The organism is Endozoicomonas sp. ALD040 (genome assembly GCF_049275945.1).
In the GTDB taxonomy this organism is placed as follows: Bacteria; Pseudomonadota; Gammaproteobacteria; order Pseudomonadales; family Endozoicomonadaceae; genus Endozoicomonas_A.
Genome location: NZ_CP184829.1, coordinates 456,906 through 483,108 on the forward strand (window position 1 = coordinate 456,906; position 26,203 = coordinate 483,108).

The 26,203-nt window shown below is 49.9% G+C and carries 23 protein-coding genes and 1 tRNA gene; 14 read left to right on the top strand and 10 right to left on the bottom strand.

What is annotated here, in order from left to right:
- Window positions 1–6 precede the first annotated feature (6 nt).
- From ubiB to ppc, 5 genes are all read right to left on the bottom strand, one after another.
- Complete coding sequence (gene ubiB / locus ACOJUN_RS01515) at window positions 7–1,608, bottom strand: ubiquinone biosynthesis regulatory protein kinase UbiB (protein ID WP_422134918.1); 1,602 nt, start codon at window positions 1,606–1,608, stop codon at window positions 7–9.
- A 94-nt stretch (window positions 1,609–1,702) separates the two neighbouring features.
- Complete coding sequence (locus tag ACOJUN_RS01520; protein ID WP_422134919.1) at window positions 1,703–2,290, bottom strand: ubiquinone biosynthesis accessory factor UbiJ; 588 nt, start codon at window positions 2,288–2,290, stop codon at window positions 1,703–1,705.
- Window positions 2,291–2,295: 5 nt separating this feature from the next.
- A complete protein-coding gene (gene ubiE / locus ACOJUN_RS01525) occupies window positions 2,296–3,057 on the bottom strand; it encodes a bifunctional demethylmenaquinone methyltransferase/2-methoxy-6-polyprenyl-1,4-benzoquinol methylase UbiE (protein ID WP_422134920.1) in 762 nt (253 codons plus the stop codon).
- A gap of 181 nt (window positions 3,058–3,238) precedes the next feature.
- Window positions 3,239–4,363 carry a beta-ketoacyl-ACP synthase III gene (locus ACOJUN_RS01530; protein ID WP_422134921.1) on the bottom strand — a complete coding sequence of 375 codons (1,125 nt, stop codon included), beginning with the start codon at window positions 4,361–4,363 and terminating at the stop codon, window positions 3,239–3,241.
- 208 nt (window positions 4,364–4,571) lie between these two features.
- Entirely contained in the window at window positions 4,572–7,205 is a 2,634-nt protein-coding gene (ppc, locus tag ACOJUN_RS01535; protein ID WP_422134922.1) for a phosphoenolpyruvate carboxylase, read from the bottom strand.
- Window positions 7,206–7,617: 412 nt separating this feature from the next.
- On the opposite strand from ppc, the gene ACOJUN_RS01540 reads away from it, so the two are divergent.
- The 4 genes from ACOJUN_RS01540 (at window position 7,618) to ACOJUN_RS01555 (ending at window position 10,807) form a co-directional block, all read left to right on the top strand.
- Window positions 7,618–7,902, top strand: a complete 285-nt coding sequence (locus ACOJUN_RS01540; protein ID WP_422134923.1) for a DUF406 family protein — start codon at window positions 7,618–7,620, stop codon at window positions 7,900–7,902.
- A 19-nt stretch (window positions 7,903–7,921) separates the two neighbouring features.
- On the top strand, window positions 7,922–8,542 hold the full coding sequence (locus ACOJUN_RS01545; protein WP_422134924.1) for an alpha-ketoglutarate-dependent dioxygenase AlkB family protein: 621 nt from the start codon (window positions 7,922–7,924) through the stop codon (window positions 8,540–8,542).
- Complete coding sequence (locus tag ACOJUN_RS01550) at window positions 8,514–9,125, top strand: tRNA-uridine aminocarboxypropyltransferase (RefSeq protein ID WP_422134925.1); 612 nt, start codon at window positions 8,514–8,516, stop codon at window positions 9,123–9,125. The genes ACOJUN_RS01545 and ACOJUN_RS01550 overlap by 29 nt, the downstream gene beginning before the upstream one ends.
- A 224-nt stretch (window positions 9,126–9,349) precedes the next feature.
- Window positions 9,350–10,807 (top strand): ArnT family glycosyltransferase, encoded by a 1,458-nt coding sequence (locus ACOJUN_RS01555; protein ID WP_422134926.1) that lies wholly within the window; start codon window positions 9,350–9,352, stop codon window positions 10,805–10,807.
- Between the two features lie 75 nt (window positions 10,808–10,882).
- On the opposite strand, the gene ACOJUN_RS01560 is transcribed toward ACOJUN_RS01555, so the two are convergent.
- Entirely contained in the window at window positions 10,883–11,425 is a 543-nt protein-coding gene (locus tag ACOJUN_RS01560) for a thioredoxin family protein (RefSeq protein ID WP_422134927.1), read from the bottom strand.
- A 102-nt stretch (window positions 11,426–11,527) separates the two neighbouring features.
- Between ACOJUN_RS01560 and ACOJUN_RS01565 the strand changes: the two genes are divergently transcribed.
- Window positions 11,528–12,130: a TetR/AcrR family transcriptional regulator gene (locus tag ACOJUN_RS01565; protein ID WP_422134928.1), complete on the top strand. Its 603-nt coding sequence runs from the start codon at window positions 11,528–11,530 to the stop codon at window positions 12,128–12,130.
- A 117-nt stretch (window positions 12,131–12,247) separates the two neighbouring features.
- Here the strand turns inward: ACOJUN_RS01565 and ACOJUN_RS01570 are convergent, their stop codons facing one another.
- Window positions 12,248–15,778 carry an AAA family ATPase gene (locus ACOJUN_RS01570; RefSeq protein WP_422134929.1) on the bottom strand — a complete coding sequence of 1,177 codons (3,531 nt, stop codon included), beginning with the start codon at window positions 15,776–15,778 and terminating at the stop codon, window positions 12,248–12,250.
- Window positions 15,779–16,211: 433 nt separating this feature from the next.
- Here ACOJUN_RS01570 and ACOJUN_RS01575 point away from each other — a divergent pair, with 433 nt between their 5' ends.
- Together ACOJUN_RS01575 and ACOJUN_RS01580 are read left to right on the top strand one after the other, a co-directional pair.
- A complete protein-coding gene (locus ACOJUN_RS01575) occupies window positions 16,212–17,210 on the top strand; it encodes a nucleoid-associated protein (RefSeq protein ID WP_422134930.1) in 999 nt (332 codons plus the stop codon).
- 171 nt (window positions 17,211–17,381) lie between these two features.
- Window positions 17,382–18,173 carry a hypothetical protein gene (locus tag ACOJUN_RS01580; RefSeq protein WP_422134931.1) on the top strand — a complete coding sequence of 264 codons (792 nt, stop codon included), beginning with the start codon at window positions 17,382–17,384 and terminating at the stop codon, window positions 18,171–18,173.
- Here the strand turns inward: ACOJUN_RS01580 and ACOJUN_RS01585 are convergent.
- Window positions 18,139–18,831 carry an SAM-dependent methyltransferase gene (locus ACOJUN_RS01585; protein WP_422134932.1) on the bottom strand — a complete coding sequence of 231 codons (693 nt, stop codon included), beginning with the start codon at window positions 18,829–18,831 and terminating at the stop codon, window positions 18,139–18,141. The genes ACOJUN_RS01580 and ACOJUN_RS01585 overlap by 35 nt on opposite strands.
- Window positions 18,832–19,028: 197 nt before the next feature.
- On the opposite strand from ACOJUN_RS01585, the gene ACOJUN_RS01590 reads away from it, so the two are divergent.
- Both ACOJUN_RS01590 and ACOJUN_RS01595 read left to right on the top strand, forming a co-directional pair.
- Window positions 19,029–19,214, top strand: a complete 186-nt coding sequence (locus ACOJUN_RS01590) for a DUF3094 family protein (RefSeq protein WP_422134933.1) — start codon at window positions 19,029–19,031, stop codon at window positions 19,212–19,214.
- Between the two features lie 128 nt (window positions 19,215–19,342).
- The gene (locus tag ACOJUN_RS01595) at window positions 19,343–20,662 is read left to right on the top strand and encodes an NAD(P)/FAD-dependent oxidoreductase (protein WP_422134934.1); all 1,320 of its coding nucleotides are present in this window, start codon (window positions 19,343–19,345) and stop codon (window positions 20,660–20,662) included.
- A gap of 59 nt (window positions 20,663–20,721) precedes the next feature.
- On the opposite strand, the gene ACOJUN_RS01600 is transcribed toward ACOJUN_RS01595, so the two are convergent.
- A tRNA-Lys gene (locus ACOJUN_RS01600) sits at window positions 20,722–20,797 on the bottom strand.
- A 255-nt stretch (window positions 20,798–21,052) separates the two neighbouring features.
- Entirely contained in the window at window positions 21,053–21,190 is a 138-nt protein-coding gene (locus ACOJUN_RS01605) for a hypothetical protein (RefSeq protein WP_422134935.1), read from the bottom strand.
- Between the two features lie 11 nt (window positions 21,191–21,201).
- Between ACOJUN_RS01605 and ACOJUN_RS01610 the strand changes: the two genes are divergently transcribed.
- The 5 genes from ACOJUN_RS01610 to ACOJUN_RS01630 are packed head-to-tail and all read left to right on the top strand — an operon-like array spanning window position 21,202 to window position 26,197.
- Window positions 21,202–22,008, top strand: a complete 807-nt coding sequence (locus ACOJUN_RS01610) for a hypothetical protein (protein WP_422134936.1) — start codon at window positions 21,202–21,204, stop codon at window positions 22,006–22,008.
- Window positions 21,992–23,587 (top strand): hypothetical protein, encoded by a 1,596-nt coding sequence (locus tag ACOJUN_RS01615; RefSeq protein WP_422134937.1) that lies wholly within the window; start codon window positions 21,992–21,994, stop codon window positions 23,585–23,587. Before ACOJUN_RS01610 ends, ACOJUN_RS01615 begins: the two co-directional genes overlap by 17 nt.
- Window positions 23,584–24,957 carry a hypothetical protein gene (locus tag ACOJUN_RS01620; protein ID WP_422134938.1) on the top strand — a complete coding sequence of 458 codons (1,374 nt, stop codon included), beginning with the start codon at window positions 23,584–23,586 and terminating at the stop codon, window positions 24,955–24,957. The genes ACOJUN_RS01615 and ACOJUN_RS01620 overlap by 4 nt, the downstream gene beginning before the upstream one ends.
- On the top strand, window positions 24,954–26,018 hold the full coding sequence (locus ACOJUN_RS01625; RefSeq protein ID WP_422134939.1) for a hypothetical protein: 1,065 nt from the start codon (window positions 24,954–24,956) through the stop codon (window positions 26,016–26,018). The genes ACOJUN_RS01620 and ACOJUN_RS01625 overlap by 4 nt, the downstream gene beginning before the upstream one ends.
- The gene (locus ACOJUN_RS01630) at window positions 26,015–26,197 is read left to right on the top strand and encodes a hypothetical protein (protein ID WP_422134940.1); all 183 of its coding nucleotides are present in this window, start codon (window positions 26,015–26,017) and stop codon (window positions 26,195–26,197) included. Before ACOJUN_RS01625 ends, ACOJUN_RS01630 begins: the two co-directional genes overlap by 4 nt.
- Window positions 26,198–26,203 lie beyond the last annotated feature (6 nt).

Genomic DNA, 26,203 nt, shown 5'->3' on the forward strand with positions numbered 1-26,203 from the left:
CCAATCCTATCGAATCAGGAGCCAGACCCCGGCTCCTCCCGTTAACACTCCCTGCCAGGGAAGCTGTGCAGACCATTCAGGGAACACCAGAACAGTAGCGGCCAGTACAACCAATACCCCACCCAACCACTTGCTTTTGTCGGTTCGCCGGTCTGCCCGATTATGTATGGCCATCAGCTTTCGCTGATGCTCCGAAAACTGTTTAACGCTGTGCAGAGCATTTCTGGCCATATTAGGCGCACTCAGCAGCCAGTCGGGAATATTATCATGTACTGAGCGGCCGATTCCGCAGGGGCTGACCTGATCCTTCATCCATTTCTCAAGATAAGGCTGTGCTGTATTCCACAAATCCAGTTCCGGGTAAAGCTGTCGGCCCAGACCTTCGACATTCAGTAACGTTTTCTCCAAAAGAACCAGCTGGGGCTGAACTTCCATTTCAAACCTTCGTGCAACCTGAAACAATCTGACCAACAGATGCCCGAACGATATATCTTTCAATGGCCGTTCAAATATAGGCTCACAGACTGTCCGAATAGCGGCTTCAAGCTCACCTACTACGGTATGGGAAGGAACCCAGCCTGAATCCACATGCAGTTGGGCGACCTTGCGATAATCCCGTTTGAAAAAGGCCAGCAGATTACAGGCCAGATAATACTGATCTTCAGGTTCCAGAGTACCGACGATACCACAGTCAATACCTATATATTTTGGCTCAGAAGGGTTAGAGATATCGACAAAAATATTCCCCGGATGCATATCGGCATGGAAAAACCGGTCGCGGAAAACCTGGGTGAAAAAGATCTCAACACCTCTTTCCGCTAGTTTTTTCATATCGGTACCCTTCGCCTTCAGGGTATCTGTATCAGCAACAGGCACACCATAAATTCGCTCCATCACCATCACTGAAGGTTTGCAGTAATCCCAATAGACTCGGGGAACAAACAGCAACTGTGAGTCGATAAAGTTCCTGCGTAACATAGAGGCGTTGGCAGCTTCCCGCAACAGATCCAGCTCATCAAGAATCGTTTTCTCGTAATCCCTGACCACTTCTATTGGCCTGAGCCTTCTGGCTTCTCTTACAAGCGCGACCAGCAAACGACTGAAGCCGTACATCAGCCGAATATCCTTGCGGATCACCTTCTCTATGCCAGGCCGTATCACCTTAACCACCACTTCTTCTCCACTATGCAGTCGAGCAGTGTGCACCTGGGCTATGGACGCAGAAGCCATAGGTTCGTGATCAAAGCGGTCAAACCGTTCTGAAACCGGGGCTTGCAGGCTTCGTTCAATGATGGCTACGGCCTCTGTCGCAGGGAAAGGCGCCACCTGATCTTGCAGTCGGGCCAATTCATCACTGATATCTTCAGGCAACAGGTCGCGACGGGTAGACAGAATCTGGCCGAACTTGATAAAGATAGGTCCCAGGGATTCCAGCCCTTTTCTGAGTCGGACGGCTCTAGGGTCGCTGTTCTTGATAAAGTATCGCCAGGGAAGGAGTCGCATCAGAACTCTGGCAGGAAAAGGCAGGCAGTCGATCTCGACCAGATCGTCCAGCCTGTAGCGGGCAATAGCCCCAACAATTTTTATTAAACGGGTTAACTGCAGCACCCTTTTCTCCCGCGATACTCTTGTTTGCTCAACTCGCTTGCTTAACTCACAAAGGGGCTGTTCTGCGCTCGAGGCTGCCTTGTCAGCTTTCCCATCAAGTTTTGTTCAAACGTCTGCTCAAGCTTTCCACAGCTTCACTCAGAGCGGTAACCTCACGACTGAAAGCACCGATTTCAGACTCTGAGGGCACCAGCTCCAATTCGTACTGAAGATAAGCGGCCCCTTGGCCAGGAAGCGTTTCTCCAAAGCCTGTCAGCGTTGAGGTTATGAAGCGCAGCCCTTCAGCCAGTGAATGCCCTGCTACTGGACCCACTTGCTCACAGATCAGGGTTTCCCAGTCGAGCTGCATCCCTCGATGGGTAGATTGCAGCGCTTCCAGAACTTTCTGATCACCCGAGACATTTAGCCCTCTGATGGCATCCCAGGAAGCGTCTCGATCAGCGGCAAGCGTTATAAAACTACTTAATGGCCCCTGCAGAGTGACATCAACAGAGCCCTCATGCCAGCCAGCACAGCGGACTCCTGAGGCGTCCAGAAAAACATAGCAGTTAAAATCAGGCTGAAGACCAATGAGATGAACAACGCTGCCGTCCAGAGACTTTAAAGCCCCGGCTGTAACGGGATCGAGCTTAAACAGCTGATTGATCCGGTTCTCCACAAACGCCAGAAATGCCGTCTTCATGATAATCAGGGTTTGATGCCTTTATGCAGGGCAACAATGCCGCCGGTCATGTTGTGGTAGGTGGTATTCACAAAACCGGCTTCTTTCATCATGGCTTTCAGGGTTTCCTGATCCGGGTGCTTGCGAATACTCTCGGCCAGGTAGCGATAACTCTCTGAGTCACCTGCCACCAGCTTACCCATCGCCGGCAACAGGGAGAAGGAATAAGCGTCATAGACTTTGGTTAACAAAGGATTGTTAGTCTTTGAGAACTCCAGAACCAGCAGACGGCCACCAGGCTTCAGGACCCGGCACATAGAGCGCAGTGCTTCGTCCTTATCGGTCACATTTCTCAGGCCAAACGCAATAGTTATGCAGTCGAACGTATTTTCCGGGAATGGCAGGCACTCGGCGTTGGCCTGGACATACTCAACATTCCCGACAATGCCCTGATCAATCAAACGATCACGCCCAACCCTGAGCATCGACTCATTGATGTCAGCCAGCACGACCCGACCCGTATCGCCCACCAGACGGGAAAACTGTTTTGTGAGGTCGCCGGTACCACCGGCAATATCCAGAACCTGATGACCTTTGCGAACCGCAGAAAGCTCTACGGTAAAACGCTTCCAGAGCCGGTGTACACCCATTGACATGAGGTCGTTCATCACGTCATAGCTATCAGCCACTGAGTGAAAAACACCCGCCACCAGCTTCTCTTTATCATCAGGATTGACATCTTTGTAACCAAAGTGGGTCTTGTCCTGATCTCTTACCTTCTCAGTCATTCAGATCTCCGCCCCAGCAACAGAAAACAATCCGAACCCCGTCTTTCGATTTCCGGTTACTGGCAAGCATTCGGGAAAAATTGCAGGCTATTGTAATGGGTAATGACAAATAGGTAAATTTGCCCACTCATCGCACTATTTCGCAGTGGGGTCGACCAGCCGCCTATTCAACGAAAGGCTCTCAGCGTTTTCTGACGACAATACTGCCAATAGAGTAACCCGCTCCGAAAGAACAGATAACACCACAACTACCCGCTTCCAGATCTGCTGAATACTTATGGAAAGCAATGATTGATCCTGCAGAACTGGTGTTAGCGTACTCATCCAAAATAACCGGCGCTTCTGCCGGAGTCGCTTCACGGCCTAATACCCTGCGTGAAATTAGCTGATTCATGCTCAGGTTCGCCTGGTGTAGCCAAAGACGAGAGAGTTTCTCAGACGTCAGTCTCAACTCATCCAGGTGACTTGAAATGATCTCTGCCACTTTAGGACAGACCTCCTTGAAAACCTTGCGACCGTTTTGCACAAACAGCTTATCGGGTTGTCCAATACCGGACTCATCAGCACGATTCAGGAACCCAAAATTATTACGGATATTATTGGAAAACTGAGTCCAGGCTCTGGTACCCAGAATTTCAAAGCCTTTCTCATTACTGGCAACACTTTCCGCTTCAACTACAACAGCTGTCGAAGCATCTCCGAAAATAAAGTGGCTGTCCCGATCACGGAAATTCAAATGAGCAGAAGTGATCTCGGGACTGATCACCAGAACCCTCTGCGCATTACCGGACAGAATGGCATCCGTTGCCGCTTTGATACCAAAAGTCGCAGAAGAACAGGCCACATTCATATCGTAGGCGTAGCCAGATGCTCCCAAGTAGTACTGCACCTCAACGGCAATGGCAGGATAAGCCCTTTGCAGGTTGGAGCAAGCCACAATGACCAGATCTATCTCTTCCGGCCTCACTCGTGCCTGGGAAAGCGCATCTCTGGCAGCATGTAATGCCATTTCACACTGAACGGAGATTTCTTCGTTATCCCGCTCGGGAAGTCGGGGTACCATACGACCAGGATCAAGAACACCTTCACGATCCATGACATAACGACTTTTAATGCCCGAAGCTTTTTCTATAAAGGCACTGTTACTCAATGGCAGGGGGTCTTTTTCACCGGCAGCGATTGCCTGCTGGTGTTTGTCATTCTCTTTCTGAGCCCAGGTATTGTAGCTCGTGACCAGCTCATCATTGCTGATAGAACTGGTCGGGGTGTATAGCCCCGTTCCTGTGATAATTGCAGCGACAGCCATGCTTGTTCCGATCACCTTATCTTGACGTGCTCCGTGATCCTATATCATGCACCATGGTAATAAAACCTTAAAATTTCACCCCGGATATCATTGTACGTCAGCCACATTGAAGACTGACCGGGTGGAGACTCTCCTGCGACTCCTGCCTTTGCTGGAGCATTGGAACGAGTTACAGGAGACAAACACATTGACTCTGACAATAAGCCAGTTAGCCGGTATTACGCATACCTGCAGCAATACCAACAACAGTAATCATCAAGGCCTGTTCCAGATTTTCACAAACCTTCCCTTCTTCTGAATGTCGAACGCGGTAGAGTAACTCTGCCTGAAGCACATTCAGAGGGTCAGTATATGGATTACGCAAAGCGATAGCCTGCTTATTCTGAGGATGGTTAGACATCAACTCTTCCCCGCTTTTAAGCTCCAGCAGTGCCTGAACTGCAGTTTTCAGCTGCTCTCGCAGACTTTCTCCCAGATGCTGTAGCTCGGTCGGTACCAACCGCTCTTCATAGTATTCAGCCAGATTCGAATCGGTCTTCATAAAGACCATCTCCAGCATTTCCAGCCGCGCCTTAAAGAAGGGCCATTGACTGATCATCTCTTCCAGAGTTTCTTTCTGGCCGTTTTCCAAAGCATTTCTTAAGGCGGCACCACACCCAAGCCAGGTGGGCAGCATGAGACGAATCTGGGTCCAGGCGAATATCCATGGAATCGCCCGCAGACTTTCCACGCCACCATTGGGCTTGCGCTTTGCAGGTCTTGAACCCAGGGGTAACTTGGCCAATTCCTGTTCTGGCGTCACCGCACGAAAATAGGGAACAAAATCAGGCTCATCCCGGACCATACCCCGGTATATTTGCAGGGAATCTCTGGCCAGCTGATCCATCATATCCCGCCAGCTTTGCTCTGGCACAGGCGGGGGCAGCAGGGTTGCTTCCAGCGTGGCGCTTGCATAGAGCATCAGGCTGTTAATGGCCACATCAGGGAAACCAAACTTGAAACGGATCATTTCTCCCTGTTCAGTGACTCGCAGATTATTGTTCACCGAGCCCGGTGGCTGGGAGAGAATCGCCGCATGGGCAGGGCCACCACCACGACCGATGGTACCACCACGACCGTGGAACAGTGTCAGCCCGACATTATTTTTACGACAGACCTCCGTCACCTCTTCCATGGCCCGATACTGAGCCCAGGCTGCTGCCATCCAGCCAGCATCCTTGGCAGAGTCGGAATAACCGATCATCACCATCTGACCGCCATGGCAATAACCACGATACCAGGGCAATGACAATAGAGAGCTGATACACTCACTGGCACCATCCAGCGCGTCAAGTGTTTCAAACAGAGGAGCAATAGGCATTGCAAAGCCAACGCCACACTCTTTCAGCAACAGCGCTACAGACAAGACATCGGATGGTTTGTAGGCCATGGAAATGACATATGCGCCTAATGCCTGCTGACCTTCTCTGGCAATAGCACGACAGGTGGCAAGGACTTCAGCGACATCTTCGGAAGGCTGCCATTCTACCGGAATCATGGGCCTGGGATTCTGCAGCTCTTTCAGTAAAAAGGTCTGCTTTTCCTGTTCATCCCAGCTCTGGTAATCACCAATCCCCAGAGCTCTGGTTAACTCACTGATCGCCTGAGTATGTCGGCTCGCTTCCTGACGAATATCCAAACGTATCAGGGTGAGACCAAAGCTGTGAGCACGACGGATCATGTCCAATAGCGGACCATCGGCAATGACGCCCAGACCCACTTCATGCAAGGAGTGGTAGCAAAGCTCCAGAGGCTCAACAAGATCTTTATGCTCCAGAAGCACTTCAGAAGAACGGGATTTGTCGACCAGTGCATATTCGCACCAGGTTCGGGCCTCTCTGAGACGCTCTCTGAGCTGTCTGAGAACGACCCGATAGGGCTCTCGACAATCCCCCAGTTTCTGCTTCATTTCTTCACTGCATTCCGTCATGGAGAGCTCTCCAATCAGGGGGTTCAGATCCCTGAGGTACAAATCCGCAGCCATCCAGCGACTCAATAAAAGCACTTCCCGGGTCACCTCAGCGGTGACGAATGGATTTCCATCCCGGTCTCCTCCCATCCAGGAAGAAAAGCGCACCGGTACAGCATCCAGTGGCAGACCAATATCGGTATGTTCCCTGAGCCGCTCATCTATAGCACGAACAAAATCAGGCACCGCATTCCATAGAGAGTGCTCGATGGTGGCAAATCCACCCTTGGCTTCATCAACAGGTGATGGTCGCTTCATCCTGAATTCATAAGTGTGCCAGGCCTGAGCTATCAATTGACGAAGCCGGTCTTCAAGACGGGCTCGCTCCCTGAAGCTCAGACGGCTGCTTTCCAGCTTGCTGAGACACTCAAAAATCGATTCATGTTTCTGGATCAGGGTTCTGCGGGAAACTTCGGTGGGGTGAGCGGTCAGTACCAGCTCCATATCAAGGCTGGCAACACTGTCTGCGATTTGCTCCTGGCTGAACCCCTGATTTCTGAGCCTCGCCATCAGCTCATCAAAGTGATCCGGAACACAGAACGTTTCGCCATGGCTAACAGCAATACTGTCATATTGTTCGGCCAGGTTAGCCAGATTAAGAAAATGACTGAACGCCCGTGTAACGGGCACCAGGTCGTCATCAGAAAGGTTTTTCAGTTGATCCAGTAAAACTTCCCGATCATCCTCACTGCCTGCTCTTGCAGCCTTGGAAAGCTGACGAATGCTTTCAATACGATTGAAAAAAACCTCGCCATGATGTTCCTTTATAGTCTGACCCAACAGTGTTCCCAGCAGGTTCACGTTGCGACGCAAATTCGCCTTACTGTCTGTCATAGATTTAACTTCCCGGGTTTCTACCGTGAAATTGCTTTCACTCTGGCACTTTGTTCATGGCTAAAAGCACGACCACCTTGTTCTGATGCAGGAATACCGGAAACTTTTGAACCAAAGTACCGTTTTCATCCCTCATTTTGATGACGTACAACTTCGAGAATTACTGAGCCTATACCATAAAATCCGAATAAAAAAGCCTTCACAAACACGCACCAAGACGCACAAACAAGTACAGGACACACAAAACATGGACATGCTCGATTTCAGAAGGATTTCGAAGAAAAAAAACTGCCCGGCCACGGAAAAGCTATCGCAGAAACAGCTATTATTTCTGGCGTATCCCCATAGATCTTGTAATATGTTTATCTCATGATGAATGAGGTAGATTTACTTGCTTTCAAGAGGTATCAGCATGAAAGAAAAAGACCCCTTTGAGTGCAACACCTGCAATACGGTAGAGGTCGGTACCCTGATCCGCGACGATGATACCTGGGTTACTGTGGAAATTCGTGGTGACAAGGCAGTTTCTGCCCAGGAAAAGTTCAACAAGATAGAGCAGCGAGCTCTTTCAGTCGGATCAGGCAACTGCAAGATTCAGTCAGAAACCATTCAGGAAAACGGTATCACGGTGATCAAGGCGATGCTCGACTTTGACTGTACTGCAGAAAAGCTGATCTTTGAAATGTCTCTGCGATAACAGCTCCCAGTCTACGGATTTGCGTTCAATCAACATTCATGCTCCCGACGCCGAGCTGTCTTTCTGGCCAGATCTGATCACACAACAAGATTGTGAATCCTATTACCAGCAACTTCTGTCTGGCACCCGGTGGCGTCAGGATACAATCACAATTTTCGGAAAAACATTGGATTTACCTCGATTACAAGCCTGGTATGCTGATGAGGGAATGACTTACAGCTACTCTGGCCTGACACTCACTCCAGAGCCATGGACACCGGTGTTGCTGGCGATAAAAAAAGTGGTCGAACACACCTGTCACTCTTCATTCAACTCGGTTCTGCTCAACCTGTATCGTGATGGCAATGACAGTAACGGCTGGCATTCTGACGATGAGGCAGAACTTGGAGAACAGCCTGTTATTGCCTCACTGAGTCTGGGCCAGGAAAGACGTTTTCGACTGAAACACAAAGAGGCCAGTTCAAGGGGTATCCAACCCTTGTCACTGGATTTACCTTCTGGCTCACTGCTGGTGATGTCAGGCTCAACCCAGCGCTGCTGGCAGCATTGTCTTCCCAAAACATCCAGAACCGTTTTACCCCGTATCAATCTCACTTTCAGGAATGTCATTTATGGCCCGAGCCAAATGCCCGCGCTGTGAGCGTCCTCTTCGATTCTGCATTTGCCAGCATTTACAACCCGAGCAGGCCTGCTGTGAACTACTGATCCTGCAGCACCCCGATGAGGTCAAACATCCGCTGAATACCGCCCGGATCGCCAGACTGGGCATTGAGAACTGCAAGGTTCTCGCAGGAGAGGACTTCTCCGAAAACCCACACCTCAAGATCCTTCTGGAGAACAAAAAAAGCTGCTTACTTTTTCCGGGCGAAGAGGCTTTCCAACCTTCTGAATATCAGAAAATCCATGGCCTGCCTGATGTTTGTATTCTGCTGGACGGTACCTGGAGAAAAGCCAGAAAGATACTTCATCTCAACCCTCAACTTCGGTCTCTGCCACGGATATCCCTGCCAGAAAATCTGGAGTCCCGCTACCGAATTCGCAAATCCCCTCATCAATCAGCCCTTTCTACTATTGAGGCTACGGTATGTCTTATGCGAGAGTTTTCAGGAGACCCAATGGTTCACCAAAACTGCCTGGACAGCTTCCAGACCATGATCGACCGACAGATCCTGGCCATGGGGCGAGATGTCTACGAAAAAAATTATAGAAACCGATCGAAATGAACTACTTTGATTAGGCGCTACGCTGATTTGGGTCCCGATTAACGTCCCAGTGATATTAATTAGGGACTGGGCTTTTTTTCAGTATGCGAATAACATGGGTCCGAGGCTTTTTTGCTTTATGTTTGCTATCAATGAATCGGCCGAAGCAATACGAAGTAATGGAATAGCAACATTCATAACCTTGTGCATTTCCACAGCAACCAGAGACAGAGTGCAAAATAATAATGACTGACGCCTCCCTGAAAACCTCTTCCCGCTGGCTCTGGGTGTACCTTCTGATTCTGTTCGCCATTCTGATCCGGCTCCTCTCCCTTGGCCTATATCCTCTGATGGATACTTCAGAAGCCCGATACGGTGAGATCGTCAGACTGATGGTCGAGACCAATGACTGGATCATTCCATATTTTGATTATGGTGTCCCGTTCCTCGGTAAACCACCCATGTTTATCTGGCTTTCAGCCATAAGCTTCAAGTTATTCGGAATCAATGAATTTGCCGCCCGCTTACCTTCTCTGGTTTGTAGTCTGGGCACACTGGCATTGGTCTGGAAGCTGGCCCATTTTCAAATGGGGGTACAAAAGGCAAAAATTTCGGTACTGTTCCTGGTCACCTCCGCCATGTTTCTCGTTCTTTCCGGTGCCCTGCTGGCCGACCCGGTCATGACCCTGACGACCACTCTGATACTCGGCAGTTTCTGGATGGGCTGGCAGAGTCACGACAAATCTGAAGCACTTCGGTGGCAATATTTGTTTTTTGCCGGTTGCGGCCTGGCACTGCTGGCAAAAGGGCTCGCTGCAGTGGTTCTGGCGGGTGGTCCGATTTTCTTATGGTGCCTTCCTAAAGGCAGATTGATAACGCTGTGGCATAAATTTCCCTGGATCAAAGGCACTATTCTGTCAGCAGCCATTGCCCTTCCCTGGTATATCAGCGCCGAGATACGCAACCCCGGTCTTCTGGAATACATGTTTATTGGCGAACATTTTTCCCGCTATCTGGATTCCGGCTGGCAGGGTGATGAATACGGCAATGCCCATGTCCACGCTCTGGGAGCCATCTGGGGCTACCTGCTGGCAGGAGGCTTTCCCTGGACATTCGTGTTACTCGGAGTTGCCATCAGACAACTCTGGAAATTCTGGCAAAAGAAGCCCACTCTCAAGTTAACTGAATGGGATTATTTCCTGCTCTGCTGGCTGTTGTTTCTGCCCCTGTTTTTCACTTTCACTACCAATCTGATCTGGACTTACACGCTCCCTGTGATGCCTGCCCTGGCAATGATTATTGCACGACTGTTCGGGGAGAGCTGGTCCAACCACTCTGGTAAGCTTATCACTCTGGCAACCCTGACACCTCTGTTGATGATTGCTACTATCATGGTCATGATGAACGACGGTGGTAAAAAATCGCAAAAGTACCTGATCGCCAACATGATGACACACCCTAATGAACAGCCTGGTCGCCTCATTTACTTTATGAAGCGTCCGTTCTCGGCTCGCTTTTATTCCCAGGGTCAGGCCCAGCTGGCCTCCAGTGAAGAGGAGATCTTCGATCAATTACACAGGGATCGCAGGGACTTTCTGGCCACTCGCGACGGCAACATCAATAAGCTGTCTGCCCCGCTGAAAGATCGCTTCGAAAAAGTATCCAAATACAGAAACTGGACCCTCTGGGTTGAGAAAAAATAATACCTTGTGAAGAGTGCTGAATTATACCAATCGTGCTTTCTAACTCCCATGGGGAGTTAGAAAGCACGATTGGTATTACTTCCATTTAATATTACAGCCGATACTGGGACTTTGATTCTCTGCTACTCGCTCTCCCGCCAGCACTGAGTCCATGGCAGACTTTAAATCAGCCCCGGTCACAGGCTTGTCATTACCAGGACGAGAGTGATCAAACTGACCACGATAGACACACCTCAGTTCGGCATCAAAGAGAAAAAAATCAGGTGTACAGGCCGCATCGTAGGCTTTCGCCACCGACTGACTTTCATCATACAGATAGGGAAACGGATAAGATTTTAATGCCATCTTGTCAGGAGCATCCTCGGGATAGGTCCTGGCATCATTAGCACTGATAGCCACTATGCCAAGATCTCGATCAGCATAATCCTTACCCAACTCTACCAGCGCATCTTCAATGTGAATCACATAAGGGCAGTGATTACAGATAAACATCACCAGAACGCCCTTCTCCTTTCTTACTTCCTGCAGGGAGACGGACTGTCCTGATGAAGGATCAGGCAATTTAAAATCAGGGGCAGACGAGCCCAGTTCAACCATATTCGACGGGGTCAGTGCCATTCCGGTATTCTCCAGCTTATATCCCACTACAGGTGCTAATCCATTGTGGGAGTTGTCGGGAACAGAAAACTGCTGCTACATTGGAAGTTCGAAAATCAAATTATGTCACTTATGGGCAGGCATACCTCTTTTAATAAAGACAAGGCGCTGGATAACGCACTTGCTCTCTTCTGGTCTCGGGGATTCTCGGCTTCTTCGCTCAGACAGCTGGAAGAAGCTACCGATCTGCACCCTGGGAGCCTGTATCATCATTTTAAAAACAAAGAAGGCTTATACCTGCACGTCTTAAAGTACTACATTGAACACTACCTGCAGTTAAGAATCCAAAAGTATCTCGGTTCAGGGCCTCCCCTTGAAGGTTTACGCCGATTTTTGACAGCAGGCTATCGTCATCCCCGCAACGTGCAATACCAGAACTGCTGCTTTCTGGCCTGTACCAGTACAGAGCTGCACCTATTGCCAGATCAGGCTGCTGAGCTGGTCAGACAGGCTGTGAACACGATCCAACAGGCATTAATGGCCCAGATACTCAGGGGGACTGAAAAAAACCTGATTGCCCCCTGCCTGAGCAGCGCGGAAGCAGCCAGAGAGCTCACCAGCTTCTTTCTGGGCCTTCAGTTAATGGCCAGAATCAGCCCCAATCAGCATCAGTTAGATTTGCTGGTAAAGCACAGTCTTGAGCATATTCTGAATCCCAAAACATGATTGGGAAGAAGGTACCATTATGGCAATGAACAACCAAAGTGGCGCAACGAGAACAGCAAAAAGTTCAACCAGAAAAAACCTGAAGCACCCGGCTTCAGGTTTTTTTACTATGAACGCTTACTTGTACAAGTCATCGTCATCATAGTCTTCATATAAGTTTGCTGCTCCTTGTGGCACTCCTGCTGCTCCAGATGACACTGATGCAGAGGGGGGTGTATCCCGAAAACGGAATTCAGTTCCGGCCTGACTTGACCGCTTGTGAAAATCTTCATAACGGCGAATTTCTCCATCCCCGACACTGCGCCTCGCTGTGCGCATGGCTTTCTCAAAATGACTGCGCGTTAACATGCAACTCTCAAGGGACTCGTCAACGTCCATTGCATCACTTTGAGCTCTCAGCGAGCTACGACTGCTAATGTATTCCCTGACAGCATGTTGTATTGCAGACTGGCAGATTTCGTTAATATCGGCTCCGGAGAAACCCTTGGTTACGTCAGCCAGCTGCTTTAACTGAACATCACCCTCTATCGGGGTGTTACGCAGGACAGCTTCGAAAATATGCAATCGGCTTTCATGATCTGGCAGTGGAATGTAGATATGCTTGTCGAAACGGCCTGGTCGCATAAGAGCTTTGTCAAGAATATCGGGTCTGTTGGTGGCGGCGATGATATAAATGTTATTCCGTTCAGCTATACCATCAATCTCGATTAACAGTTGGTTCAGGACGCGATCGCTTGCGCCATTGGCGTCACCTAATGAAGATCCCCTGGAGGACGCCAGAGAATCGATTTCATCAAAAAACAGGATGCAGGGTGCTGCCTGCCTGGCTTTGTCAAAAAGGTCACGTACATTATGCTCTGATTCGCCAAACCACATAGTCAACAACTCTGGCCCTCTTATGGCAATGAAGTTAGCCTGGCAATCGTTAGCCAAGGCTTTGGCTAACTGTGTTTTGCCACAACCAGGGGGACCATAGAGAAGTACACCCCGTGCCAGTTTCTGACCAAAATGCTTCAGCAGCTCGGGCCATTGAAGGGGGTAGCGTACCATTTCCAGCAATTCATTTTTGACATCCTTCATGCCGCCTATGTCTTCCCAGGTCACATTGGGTATCTCGACAAAGGTTTCTCTGAGAGCTGACGGGTTGGAGGATTTGAGAGCCTTTTCAAAATGAGCCTGGGTGATTTCCAGACTATCTAACAACTCGGCATCAACGTTCTGTTCATCATCGAGGGTGCTAATGTCTATTTTTTCCCTTATACAAAGCATTGCGGCATTGGTGATAAGCTGCGTGATGTCAGCGCCGGTGAACCCATGGCAGACTTTTGCAATCTTTTCCAAATCCACGTCGTCGGACAGTTTTTTGTCTCTGGTATGAACCTGAAGGATTTCCAGGCGACCGGTTTCGTCAGGAACGCCGATATGAATCTCTTTATCAAAGCGGCCAAAACGACGCAGTGCCTGATCAATCGAATTGACTCTGTTAGTGGCGGCCAGAATCATAACCTGCCGCCTGGACTGCAAACCGTCCATAAGGGTAAGCAACTGACCGACAACGCGCCGCTCTACTTCACCCGGGGTTTTGTCACGCTTTGGGGCTATCGAATCAATTTCATCGATAAAAATAATGGCAGGGCTGTTTTTTTCAGCTTCTTCAAAAGCCCTTCTCAGATTGGATTCTGACTCACCTGCCACTTTGCCCATTATCTCCGGGCCGTTAATCAGAAAGAGGAAGGCGCCACTCTCGTTGGCAACAGCCCGGGCAATCAGTGTTTTTCCATTCCCCGGTGGTCCACTTAGTAGTATTCCTTTTGGAGGACTGACATTCAGGGTATTGAAAAGTTGTGGGTATCGCATTGGCAGCTCAATAATTTCCCGTATCGTTTGAATCTGTGGTCTGAGCCCACCAATATCATCATAACCAACATCCGCAATTGAAGACGGATCCTGCCGCTCGACGGGTTCGCCTTCACAGTGAACAGTTGTGTCCTGGGCAACTATACACCCACCTTCCGGGTCTGTTTCCATCACCCGGAAATGAACGGTTCGCAAGCCAGCACTTATAGGGATAACGTCGTTTTTACTGACAGGTCGGTACGCCTCTAGAAAAAATGGCTTCAAAAACACATCAAACAAGTTGCCGGTTATACCTTCAAGGCTATCTTTTATTGGCAATATGCCCACTCGTTTACCATAGGGCAGCATAGGGAGTTGGGAGACTTTGACGATATCGCCTAACCTCACCTTAAGGTTGTTACGGACTGCCCTGTGCATCCTGATACAGCCAGATGGCTGATTTGCATCCGATATAGCAACAGCTATAGTGGTTTTTCTTACTTTGCCGGTTAGCAGGACAGAGTCTCCACGATAAATTTGTAACCCAGCCATTTCATCTTCTGACATTGTAACTACGGAGTACTCATCACTGGGACTCTCATCAACCAAAAGCCGTCTGGAAATTGCCTTACGTGCTGGAGCCGAGGCAGGAGCGGGCGGGGCAGGAAACTGCTGTTCCGACATGCTTCCCTCGCCAGGGTCTCCGCCGCCATGAGGGGACTGGCTGACGGGCCCTGGAGATCTTTCTGCTGGCTCCTCAGGTAAATTTTCGAGAGGTTCGCAGGGAGGAGATGCTCCTGGACCCCGTGGCACTTTACGAATTCGCCAGTGCCACTGATGCCAGCCACCTCCGGCAGCCAGTCTGGGGCCAAAATACTCTGGATAAAGGTATTCAAGCCAGCTCTGGAAGTGCATTGATAGTAGCCGCTGGTATTCTTCCTTACTGATGTAATGAACCTGTTTGTTCTCATCCAGCCTGTAAAAGACGTTACCATTATGATCAACCGCTCTGGTGGCCGCTACCTGTCCACTGGCCGGAATCAGTGCTGGATTCTGGTCACTCCAGGGGGGTGTATCTTCGAATAATGGGGCAATAGTTTCTGACAGGTCCAGAATCCATCCACTTCCATCATCCAGGCCCCAGCTCAGACAGGGTTCATCATCGCAATTCCCGGGAATAAGATTGATTGTCGTTTTAGTATCCCGTGTTATGCCACCTATTGAGCCAGGAGGCCCGGGCAGGAAATCGCCATTTTGACCGGGAACAGGTTGTCCCGGCTTCCATTGTAAACTCGTGTCAGGGACTGATATGTGGACTGGCACACCTTCATCACCGACCTTCACCTGTGTCTGTTCAGGGTAGGGTTCTGGCCTGCTTTTGCCGGGTAAAAGCCAGGTCCATTGATCCGGGTCTCTCCGGTCGGGGGCCAATGTCATATCCAGCTCCCCTGGCAACGGCAGGCAGCCCGACTTGTAAGCAAGGAGGGGGTCTTCAGGCTCGATGCAAAAGGATGGTTCAGTCCCGGCTTTCTGATGGGTGCCAGAATGAGAAAAACGATTGAAGTAGGTATGGTATGCAAGAGGGAGTAAGAGGATAGGCAGTGAAATACCGGATGGATTATAAATGCCCGGAGCGGTACTGGCATACCCCGTCGACACGAGTGTCCCGCTCTGCCCGGAAAAGGTTTTGACAGGTGTCACCAGAAACGAAATGCCAAGAAATATTAGCGGCAATTTGATATCGATGCCGCTCAGATGAAGGTTGTCTGATCGCCGGGAGATAGTGAACACGGACAGAATAAAATAGAACATAACCTATTACTTATATCATCCTGTGTAGGGCTCAGGCCCACTGACTGGCCTTTGCCGTTTGTACAAGGCTCTATATATAGCACCGCACTGGCTGGCGTGCCATGAACAGAGATGGCGGTAATCAATATTTGTTTGAAATAGTTAATACAAGACTGATGTCGCTTGCTATGAATTACCCCGACGAGCCAAGGAATTAGCTCACTTCGGATAGCTATTTTACGAAACTGCAGCACGCCAAAATCGAGGGACAACTCATCTCCTTAAAATCAGCTCTGACAGTTTTACCATTAACAGGGTGAAAACGAAGGGTTTCTTGTGTATGTTTTGCCATAGCAGGCTCCGGTTTGCTTCTTCCGAAGCTTACTTTTGTTCGAACCTGCTCTAAGAAATTTTTGGGTTAGACGATCCTCACTGCGTTCAAGACTATTAACTTATGGCCATACAACAAATCATTGTCCACCAGCTGAAACAGGTCCCCGACAGTGACTCCCTGACTGCTGTTCCGGCAAATCACAGCCTGCCCCCCACTCCGGCCCTGGAAGCCATGCTGGACGACCTGATGCAAACTTACAACAAGAAACAGGACAAACAGTATGGCCAGTTCAACCCCGATGCCGAAAGCCCTTTCCCAACTGAACTGGGTGATTACCTGGCAGAAAAGATGGACTTTACAGCCCTGACCCGCAATACCCTGAACCAGCTTCTGGAAAAGCTCGATCAGGCCGGAGCACTGGGTGGGGGCTACCTGCTGTTTGCTGATTATCAGCAGGGCCTGACCCGATACTTCATGCTCTGCATGCTAACCAGTAATGTCAGCATAACCGTGACAGATGATCTTGCTATTCAGGATGTAGCCTATCTGGATACAGCCAGAATGCCACTGGCCTGCCGCATTAATATCACCGAATGGCAGGGTAACGAGAACAGTGGTCGTTATCTCTCATTCCTGCGTCCCCGCGGTGGCCGCCGTCTGAGCGATGTATTTCAGGAAGCTCTGGGCTGCAATGAAACCAGTAACAGCAAGGAAGAAGCTGACACACTGGTCAGTGCTGTAAAGGAGTACGCCAGGGAAGCGCCTTCTCTGGAAAATCACAAGGAAGTCAGCCGACAGGTCTACGACTTCTGCCAAACCAAAATGGATGATGGCGATGCCCTGACCCTGGATGAACTTACCGGCTATCTGAGTGAAGCGGGCTCCGATGATTTTGCCCGCTTCGTCAACACCCGCGACTACGACATGAGTCAACCTATGGCTCCGGAAAAACGCACTCTAACCAAACTGGTTAAGTATACCGGTCGCAGCAAAGGTCTTAACATTGCCTTTGATGCCGAGCTGCTCGGTACCCAGGTGGTGTACAACAAAGATCTGAATCAGCTCGTGATCAAGGAAGTTCCTGCCAAGCTCAAGGAACAGCTGGAAGGCAATAACTGACATCACAGTCGTATTTGCATGCTCTCATAAGCATTGACAGGTCTTCCAGTATGGCTGTTCACTGTCTTTGAGGGCTGCAAATGTCGATAAGCTGCTTCTGGATTGTCAGGTTAAGTGACAGCCGGGATATCCGATACATAAGGGATGATTTAACTGTTTCCGGACCCCGCAATGTCTAAAGCTCAATTACTGACCACACTGCTTTTCCTTCTGACTTTTATGAACCAGGCTATGTCCTCAGAGTCGGCTGCCAAAAACAACAACCTGACCCCAGAGCACCTTTTGAAGCAGGAGTTATTGCTGAATCAGCTGATCGAAAATATTCACTTGCTCCAGATCGATTTTCTCAACAAGGACGCCAGAATGAAAATGCAGGACAATCTGGCTCTGCTGAACCAGAGCATCCCGGCCTTGCCGGAAAAGTCCAACGATCAGGAAACTTCGAAGTTGCTATCATCGACCCTGAGTCTATGGCCTATCATTAGCCGACACGCCGCCTGGATGGCTGATTTGCCCGCTCACTCCCGTCCCCCTGAGGCCACTACACTGCTTCTGGCCTTGGCCAGACTGGATAGAAAGTTATTGCTTCTCAGACAAGAAATCCTGACCAGCAAACCACACAAAAATGAAAAGCTCGATTTTCTTGAGCAGGCATTACTCATGCAACGCCTGTCCCGTCACTATCTCAGCCTGACTCTTTCCGAGTTAAATGAAGACAAGAGCGCTTCCGGTCGGCTTCAGCTGCAAACACTGGCTCGACATTTCGAACAGAAGTTGTCCAGGCTGGGTCAAGAATACGGCGACCACGCCCATGCGGCCAAACCGATCAAACAAGCTCAGGTGACATGGAATTTCATCAAGGTGGGATTAGAGCAATTTCCGGATAAACCGATTCCTGAAATGATCGCTCGCTATGGCAGCAGCGTCGTCAAACGCATGACTTCTGCACACAAGATGTTCTGACCTGCAAAAATATATCCGCTTCCCCCCACGGGAAGCGAGCAGAAAAGCGTTCACTCTGTTCAAAAATACCCGGTATGGGGCAATAATCCTGGAGCGGATAGCTGACAGAAATCACTTTACTCCCGGGTTTAAGGGCCAGCATTCTCAGCGTCAGGCATCGAATAGTGAGATCATCCAGATTGGATGCATAAAGATAAACGACCGTCGCCCCCGAAAGATCCGCCTCCAGATAATCCCCCTCAATAACGGTTAGTTTATCCAGCTTCATTCTACCACTGAGACGCCGGAGTCTCAGACAAAACGTGGGAATCTGCTCAATCGATGTCACTCGAACACCTGCAAAAGCAGCCATCCAGAGAGAGGTAAAACCGCTGCCTGCACCCAATTCAAAAACGTGGTCCCGGGACGTTAATCCAGACTTTTCACAGATATCATCAAGCACTGTTAAAGGTGTTTCACCGTAAAGATATAAATCATCTGACTTTTTCTTAATCAGGAAACGCTTACTGACCTGAAAAGGGCTGTCCAGCAGGTATCGAAGCTTCAACCCAAGATAGGCTTTGAGGAATGTGCGATGGGATGAGAAACGACGAAATACCCTGTATAGTTCGACCCACTCGAAATATTGAACTTTTAACGCCAATAAAAACAGTTTCACCCGCTGCGCCCAGTTTTCATACCGTTTAAACTAGATTGATCGAGAGCTTGAGCCCAGTCAACCGTGATTGATTGGTTAATTAGTACACAAGTTCAAATTATTTTAGGCTTTTCTCAGTCAAATTCAGGTTATCTATTGGCAGATTGACTGCTTAAATAGCATACTCTAATGTGCTGACCGAGGATACGGAGTGGCAAATGGAAAAAATCCAGACCCGTCTATACCCTGAAGATCAGGCCAAAGTTGACCGTTTTATCAGCACTGGGACCAATGCGACAGAGCGCAGCCGCTTCAGACCCTTAAAGCTGATGTTCTGGCTGAGCTTTTTGATTGTCATACTTGGTGTTCTCAGCCGTCTGATAGGCGTTTTTATCCTGGGCTGAGTCAGCCTGAATAGCTGTAGGGTGTGTTCTCAATCAGTTTTCCGCTCTTTCTAACCATAAAGCCAAGAAGAGAGCTGGGGATTTCAGACTGATTCAAAACACTCCTTTATAAAAATAGAGAGAATGAAGTGACTGACCAGCTGCATAAAATAGTAATTGTTGGAGGAGGTGCCGGAGGGCTCGGATTAGCCACCAAACTGGGAAAAAAACTGGGCAAGAAGAAGAAAGCCCGAATTACCCTGGTGGATGTTCGAAAAACGCATTTCTGGAAACCCCTTTTGCATGAAGTGGCCGCAGGCTCCCTGAATGCTTTTGAAGATGAGCTGAGCTATTTGGCTCAGGCCAAATGGAATCATTTCCACTTTCTACCCGGAAGAATGTGCGGTCTGGACCGGGATAATAAAACCATTACCCTCGCTCCTATTAACGACGAAGCCGGACAAGAGGTCGTTCCCGAGCGCAGCTTGGAGTACGATGACCTGGTCATCTGTTTGGGCAGCACCGCCAACGACTTTAATACACCAGGTGCAGTGGATCACTGCCTGTTTCTGGACAACCGGGAACAAGCAGAAAGAGTACATACAACGCTTCTGAATCATTACCTTCATGCCCAGGCTTCCCATGAGAAATCACCTGAGTTAAACATCGCCATCATTGGTGCCGGAGCGACAGGTGTGGAACTGGCAGCAGAACTTCACTACGCAGCCATAGAACTCGCCCGATATGGCCTGGACGCGATTCAGCCAAACAAAGTAAACATCACTGTCATAGAAGGCAGCGAACGAATACTGCCTGCCCTGCCCGTTCGTATCAGCAGCAGTGTTCACAAACAGCTGCAGAAAATGGGGATTGTTATACAAACCCATCAGCTGGTCAGTGAAATTACTGACAAAGGCCTGAATACAAAAAGCGGTGACTTTATCAACTCCGATCTCAGTATCTGGGCCGCAGGCATCAAAGCGCCAGCATTCCTGAAAGACATCGCCGGCCTTGAAACCAATCGAATTAACCAGCTAGTGGTCAGACCCACCCTGCAATCTACATTGGATGATCACATTTACGCACTGGGTGACTGCGCCAGCTGCACACTGACAAACAGTAACGGCGAACCGTTCACTATACCTCCAAGAGCCCAGGCTGCTCACCAGCAGGCTGAGTTGCTGACCAAGAGCCTGACAGGAAAAGTTCTGGAGGGTGAGGCACCTTTAACCTTTACCTACAAAGACTACGGTTCTCTGATCTCTCTGAGTCGTTTCAGTGCCGTAGGTAATTTGATGGGAACCATCACAGGCGGCGATATGATGGTGGAAGGCAGGATGGCCAAGATGTTTTATATCAGCCTCTACCGAATGCATCAGGTAGCGCTGTTTGGACGATTGAGGACTGGAGCCCTGATTATCAAAGACTTTATCGGGAAAACGACACGCCCCCATCTAAAGCTGCATTGATTTATTTTTAGCATGCAAAAAACAAAAAGCCGGTTCTTTGAACCGGCTTTTTGTTGATTTGGTGGGTCGTGTAGGATTCGAACCTACGACCAATTGGTTAAAAGCCAACTGCTCTACCAACTGAGCTAACGACCCTTGATGCTTAATGAACACGCAGTTCAGGAAACAAACTCTTGCTTGAGAGTGAGAATATGGCTCCCCGTTCACAACTCACTGCGAACCAGAGCGGCGCTAATAGTACCCATACCCCCTACCCTTGTAAAGTCTTCTAAAAAGGCTTTTTTATCAGTAAATACCGCATAAGCGTGACAGCTCTCTCCCTTTTTATGTCGTGCTCATAGTGAAACCATGTCCCAATGAAACCAGTGCCTGTTGAGCCAGCGGGATCGGTTACTTTTCGCTGTGCTGATTGTGAACATACCTTCGACGACCAACCGACACGCACGGAATCTGCTCCGGAGCGTGCGCATCCTTACCGCTATTTTTCAGACTGTCCGCTTTGTGAAAACGAATGTTCCCAGGTTCCATGGCAGGTGGGTTTGTTTTGTGCTCATTTGAAAGCTACTGGTCCTAAAACACCAGAGGGAAAAGCGGCCTCAGCTTCTAATCTGGCTGGGCATCCGACGCCGGAAGAAGCCAGGATTACTCGTTTTAATGCTATGAAACATGGGGCGTCAGCGAAGACCGCCATGTATTTTCCTGCCCGGCCTGACAAATATCCGCACTGTAAAACCTGTGATGTGGATCGGGATTATTGCGCCCAGCAGGTCGCCTGTCTGAAACGTTCTGATTTGATGCTCCGCTGTCTGGTGGCTATTGAATCTGGAGACCCAACGGCCCTTCAGGATTTGCATGCTATTAACCAGGCTAACTTCATGGCGATTATGCAAGACATGATGCAGGCCCTTATTGCCGATGGCGTTACATTAAGGAATCCGGTCCATGACTTTGATAAGGAAGGGGGGTTTCATATTGGTCGTTATGTGGACCCTGACACTGGGGAATGGAACATAGTCGAAGACATCAAAGCCCATCCATTGCTCAAACCGATGATGGACATGATCAGCCGCAACAATCTTTCTCTGGCTGATTTGAACATGACACCGAAAATTCAGGTGGATCAGGGTATTCAGCAAGGTCAGCTGCAACAGGAAGAAGACGAAAAAGAATCCGCACTGGAATACCGCAATAAGATGGAAAAGCAGGTATCCGATCTTAAAACCATGATCGGGCGCTCTCAGTTAAGAGCCAGCCAGGACCCGGTACTGATCGAACATCGGCAGGAAGACGGAGAGGAAAAACCCAAGGATATAGAAGCCGAGGTGCTGGATGACACAACGCCTTAGCGCAGCCCAGCGGCTTGAACTCTGTCAGGTTTCTGAACGTGAAATCCATCGTTACGCTGGCGATCATGCCATGTGGCACAAACATGTGCATAACGTTGAGCTGGACGCCATGCAGATCCTGAAAATGATCGAAATGGATGAGAACGACAACTCGGTTGATTTCTCCTGCCGCCGAACCGGTAAAACCGCTGTCAAAGAGATGTGGATTCAGGAGTACATGGCCACGAACTCTGATCAGGAATTGGGCGTTGTCGCCCCCAGGGAAGCTCAGGCTATTACCAACCTGACCTATCACACCGACGCCATCCGCCGCTCTCCTATTCTCGAAAATTTCCTGCTCTATAAAAGTGGCAGAAAGCAAATGGCCGACGCCTCTTATCAGTTCAGCAACCGGAGCAAGGCAGGCGCTTTCGGGATCATGGCTCAGGTAGACGGTTCTGATTTAACCATTGCTTCTCTGGAAGAAGTCGACGATATGCCCCCAGAACGCCTTTACTCCCGTTTTCTGCTGACCATGGGTGCTACCCGTCGTCTGGGTGCCAGCAAAAAAGCGGTGAACAAACCCATTATCCGCATCACCGGAGTATTCAAAGGCGCTGACACCCTGTCCGAAATGGTCGACTCAGGAAAATACTGCATTCTCCCTGTGGTGGATTGTTACCTCGGCATCGAGCTGGGCATTCTGAACGAACAATTCATTATGGATATGCGTGACCAGCTGGCCCCTGAAGAATTTATCCGCCAGCTGCTCTGCAAAAACGTCGCCGCCCGAAACTTGATCTGGGACAAGTGGCTTCAGAAAGCCAAGGTCCGGGGCGTAGCGGCTCAACTCAAGATCGAGGAAGCCATCCCCGGCATTCAATACAAAAAACGGGGGCTGGTCAGTTTTGGTTACGATGCCTCGGGTCATGGTGAAGATCCGGCAGCGTCCAAACATGCCCTGGTAGTGGGTGAAGAAATATCCGGCTTTGTGGTGCCTATCTTCTGTCGCACATGGCCACCGGGTACCGACGAAGCCACCGTTATGCAGGATATTGTCACCCTCTGGAAATACTTCATGCCCGATTATGCACTGGGTGATGCTTACGGGGTGGGTATGCTGACCGCACTCTGTGACCGTCTTTTCTTCGAGGGCCTGACACCTGTCGACCGCCGAGCCATCGGCGAAGGTGAATCCACCGCCAGCACCTGGCCCGAATGGCCTTGCTCGCCTATCCGTTTTGAAGGCATGACCAAGCACCAGATGGCCTCTGCCGTTCGCAGTCTGTTCAATAATAACCGGGTGGCGATTCCTGCGGTGGATGATGACCCGAGCACTGACCCGGTCATGGCCGATATGCAACTGCTTTGCCGACAGCTGACCAATATTAAATCTGTCCCCACCAAAGGGGCTTATGCCAGTTACAAAATGGTGAAACGTTCCATAGGGGATGACCTGTTTGATGCCTTCATGGCCATGGTTTGGGGTTTTGTGACCCGGGGCGAGTGCCATGTGCAAACGGTGATTTCAAACCGCACACAAACACGGGAGCAACTGCTGGGGCAGTCGCCTCTTGGACTGATCGGAGGCTTTCAATGAAACTGCCCAAACTGTTTAGCCGTTATCAAAACACCAATGCTTTGCACCAGGAAGCCCTGGCGATGAATGCGGAAATGGACCGGCAGAAAAACACCCTGGGTCGGATCGCCACGCCTGAAAACAGCATCAAGCATGTTTACAACCAGATGCACGTCGATCCTGATTTGCGTCAGGCCATTCTGCACCTGCGTTATATGGATAAAGTGGATGGTCGTATCAAACAGATCCACAAACGTATGGCCCGTGATGTCACCAAAGGCGGCCTGATGTTGAAGTGGAAAGGTTCGCAGAATAAAAAAGTTACACGTCTCTGGGCTCAGTTCTGCCAACGCCTGCAACTGAATAACCGTAACAAACTGTTTTCCGATGCCCGTGGTGCCGCTATGGAAGGCAATTTGCCGCTGCAGTGGGTCTTGAGTGATGAGCGCCATGTTTGCGGTGGTATCCGTATGCCGACAGAGACCATTGTGTCCAGAGTAGACGCCAACGGTCGTTTCAAAGATATGGCCGAAGCCTACAAACAAGTAGACCCACTCACCTGGCGAGAGCTGGCCCGGTTTTCTCGCTGGCAGTTAACCCTGGTCCGACTGGAGCCGGACAATTTTGACGATATGGGCTGCCTGGGTCGTCCCTATCTCGATGCCACCCGAACGATTTGGCAAAAGCTCACCATGACCGAAGAGGATCTGGTGATCCGTCGTCGGCATCGGGCCCCGCAAAAACTGGCTCATATTCTTGAGGGTTACACCAAAGAAGAGATGCAGGAGTACGAGGCCAATGTGAACAACAATGCAGGCCAGATCCAGACCGATTTCTTTATGAACAAAAAGGGCGCCATTAATGCGATTCAGGGTGATGCGGCTCTGGATCAGATTGCCGATGTCTCCTATCTGCTGGATACCTTTTTCTCAGGGTCGCCTGCACCTAAAGGGCTTTTTGGTTATGTAGAAGACCTGAGTCGTGATGTGCTTGAAGATCTGAAAGGCGATTACTTTCAAGAGATCGACAGTCTTCAGGATATGATCAGCCAGGCCTATCTGGAAGGCTTCCGGCTGGAACTGTTACTGCAAGGCATGAACCCCGACGCCTACGACTTCACCATAGAGTTTGCCGAGCGCAATACGGAAACCAAAAACCAGCGGGCTGACCGGGCGCTCAAATTGCAGGCACTGGGTATTCCTGACGAGCTGATCTGGGAAGAAGCCGGGCAGGATGTTTCCAGAGTCAAAGCCAAGCGGGAAGAACAAGCCAACAATAACGATCCTTACCCAGAAGAAAGCAGCCATAAAGCGCCAAAAGTCAGCGTCACCCCCAACAATGCACCGAAAGGTGAAAGCGCCACCACAATCTCCACCCGAGGTGGTCAATGACACCAGAAGAAAGAAAGCAGGCCATTAAACGTGCCAGTGAAAAGGCACGAAAAGAAGCCAACAAGCTCGATGCCAAGGCGCTGAAAGAACTGCAACAAGTCTACCAACAGACAGCTGAAGAAGTGCGCCTACGCATATTGATGATGGCTGGATCGGACGGCACTGTCAGGCTGGAAAACCTGCGTCTGCTGCGCACTCAAATTGATGAAGTGCTGGAACAACTGGCATACATGGAAGACCAGCTATTAGCCAGCTATCAGGGACAAACCGCAGTCGTGGCCACAGGCGCTTTTTCCACCACAGTGGCCGTTGAACAACTGAACGACCTGGCAGGCGAAGCCGTAAGAACCGCCAGAGCCTTTCAAGCAGCGGATGGACTGCAACTGTCCGACAGACTCTGGCGAATAAACAACCATGCCCGTGAAGTGGTGGGCCGGGCCATTGAGTCAGCCATCATTCAAGGCCACAGCGCCAGTGAAGCAGCTGAAGACTTTATCCGTCGGGGTGCTCCGGTTCCGGCAGAGCTGCAAAAGAAAATCAACAGGGCCAATGCCTCTGGTATCGGCAGGGCCACCACCAGTGAACTGATGACCGGAAAGGGCAGCCCTTATGACAATGCCCGCCGACTGTTCCGAACCGAAATCAACCGGGCCCATGGTTTGGCGTATCAGACCACAGCCTTCGAAGACGATGAGGTGATAGGTACCCGTTTTCTGTTATCACCCGGCCACCCTGAACCGGACATCTGTGATCTGCACGCCAAGGTCAATAAGTACGGTCTGGGCAAAGGCGTTTACCCAAAAGATAGAAGCCCCTGGCCCGCTCATCCTAATACTCTCTCCTATGAAGAGGTGGTCTTTGCTGATGAGGTCAGCGAAGTAGAAAAAGCAGGTAAAGAAAGCAGAATAGACTGGCTGAATAACCAGCCCGGTGCGGTACAATATCAAGTATTGGGCAGTCAGAAGAAAGTGCAGGCACTCAACGCAGGTCTGCTGCAAGAAAAAGACATTGAGCGTCCATGGAAGGACATCCGGCATAAATATGAGGATGGAATTCAGTGAACAGTGAACGGTTGCCAGTGGACGGTAAGGAAGATGTTGAAACAGTGACTTGCACCTGTGGGCATAAGATTTTTGATGGTGAAGTGATTCGCTCTCGTTGTGTGAAAGTGTTTGAGAGTAAGGCGCTTTGTCGTTGTAAGAAGTGGGTGTCTGTGCCAGTGCTTTATCTTCCTTATTGAGGGCTG

Bases quoted from the DNA above. Each gene is read 5' to 3' on its own strand.
- ACOJUN_RS01520 (WP_422134919.1), bottom strand. From the start codon at position 2,290: ATGAAGACGGCATTTCTGGCGTTTGTGGAGAACCGGATCAATCAGCTG.
- ubiE (WP_422134920.1), bottom strand. From the start codon at position 3,057: ATGACTGAGAAGGTAAGAGATCAGGACAAGACCCACTTTGGTTACAAA.
- ACOJUN_RS01530 (WP_422134921.1), bottom strand. From the start codon at position 4,363: ATGGCTGTCGCTGCAATTATCACAGGAACGGGGCTATACACCCCGACC.
- ppc (WP_422134922.1), bottom strand. From the start codon at position 7,205: ATGACAGACAGTAAGGCGAATTTGCGTCGCAACGTGAACCTGCTGGGA.
- ACOJUN_RS01540 (WP_422134923.1), top strand. From the start codon at position 7,618: ATGAAAGAAAAAGACCCCTTTGAGTGCAACACCTGCAATACGGTAGAG.
- ACOJUN_RS01550 (WP_422134925.1), top strand. From the start codon at position 8,514: ATGGCCCGAGCCAAATGCCCGCGCTGTGAGCGTCCTCTTCGATTCTGC.
- ACOJUN_RS01555 (WP_422134926.1), top strand. From the start codon at position 9,350: ATGACTGACGCCTCCCTGAAAACCTCTTCCCGCTGGCTCTGGGTGTAC.
- ACOJUN_RS01560 (WP_422134927.1), bottom strand. From the start codon at position 11,425: ATGGCACTGACCCCGTCGAATATGGTTGAACTGGGCTCGTCTGCCCCT.
- ACOJUN_RS01565 (WP_422134928.1), top strand. From the start codon at position 11,528: ATGTCACTTATGGGCAGGCATACCTCTTTTAATAAAGACAAGGCGCTG.
- ACOJUN_RS01570 (WP_422134929.1), bottom strand. From the start codon at position 15,778: ATGTTCTATTTTATTCTGTCCGTGTTCACTATCTCCCGGCGATCAGAC.
- ACOJUN_RS01575 (WP_422134930.1), top strand. From the start codon at position 16,212: ATGGCCATACAACAAATCATTGTCCACCAGCTGAAACAGGTCCCCGAC.
- ACOJUN_RS01580 (WP_422134931.1), top strand. From the start codon at position 17,382: ATGTCTAAAGCTCAATTACTGACCACACTGCTTTTCCTTCTGACTTTT.
- ACOJUN_RS01590 (WP_422134933.1), top strand. From the start codon at position 19,029: ATGGAAAAAATCCAGACCCGTCTATACCCTGAAGATCAGGCCAAAGTT.
- ACOJUN_RS01605 (WP_422134935.1), bottom strand. From the start codon at position 21,190: ATGGAACCTGGGAACATTCGTTTTCACAAAGCGGACAGTCTGAAAAAT.
- ACOJUN_RS01615 (WP_422134937.1), top strand. From the start codon at position 21,992: ATGACACAACGCCTTAGCGCAGCCCAGCGGCTTGAACTCTGTCAGGTT.
- ACOJUN_RS01620 (WP_422134938.1), top strand. From the start codon at position 23,584: ATGAAACTGCCCAAACTGTTTAGCCGTTATCAAAACACCAATGCTTTG.
- ACOJUN_RS01625 (WP_422134939.1), top strand. From the start codon at position 24,954: ATGACACCAGAAGAAAGAAAGCAGGCCATTAAACGTGCCAGTGAAAAG.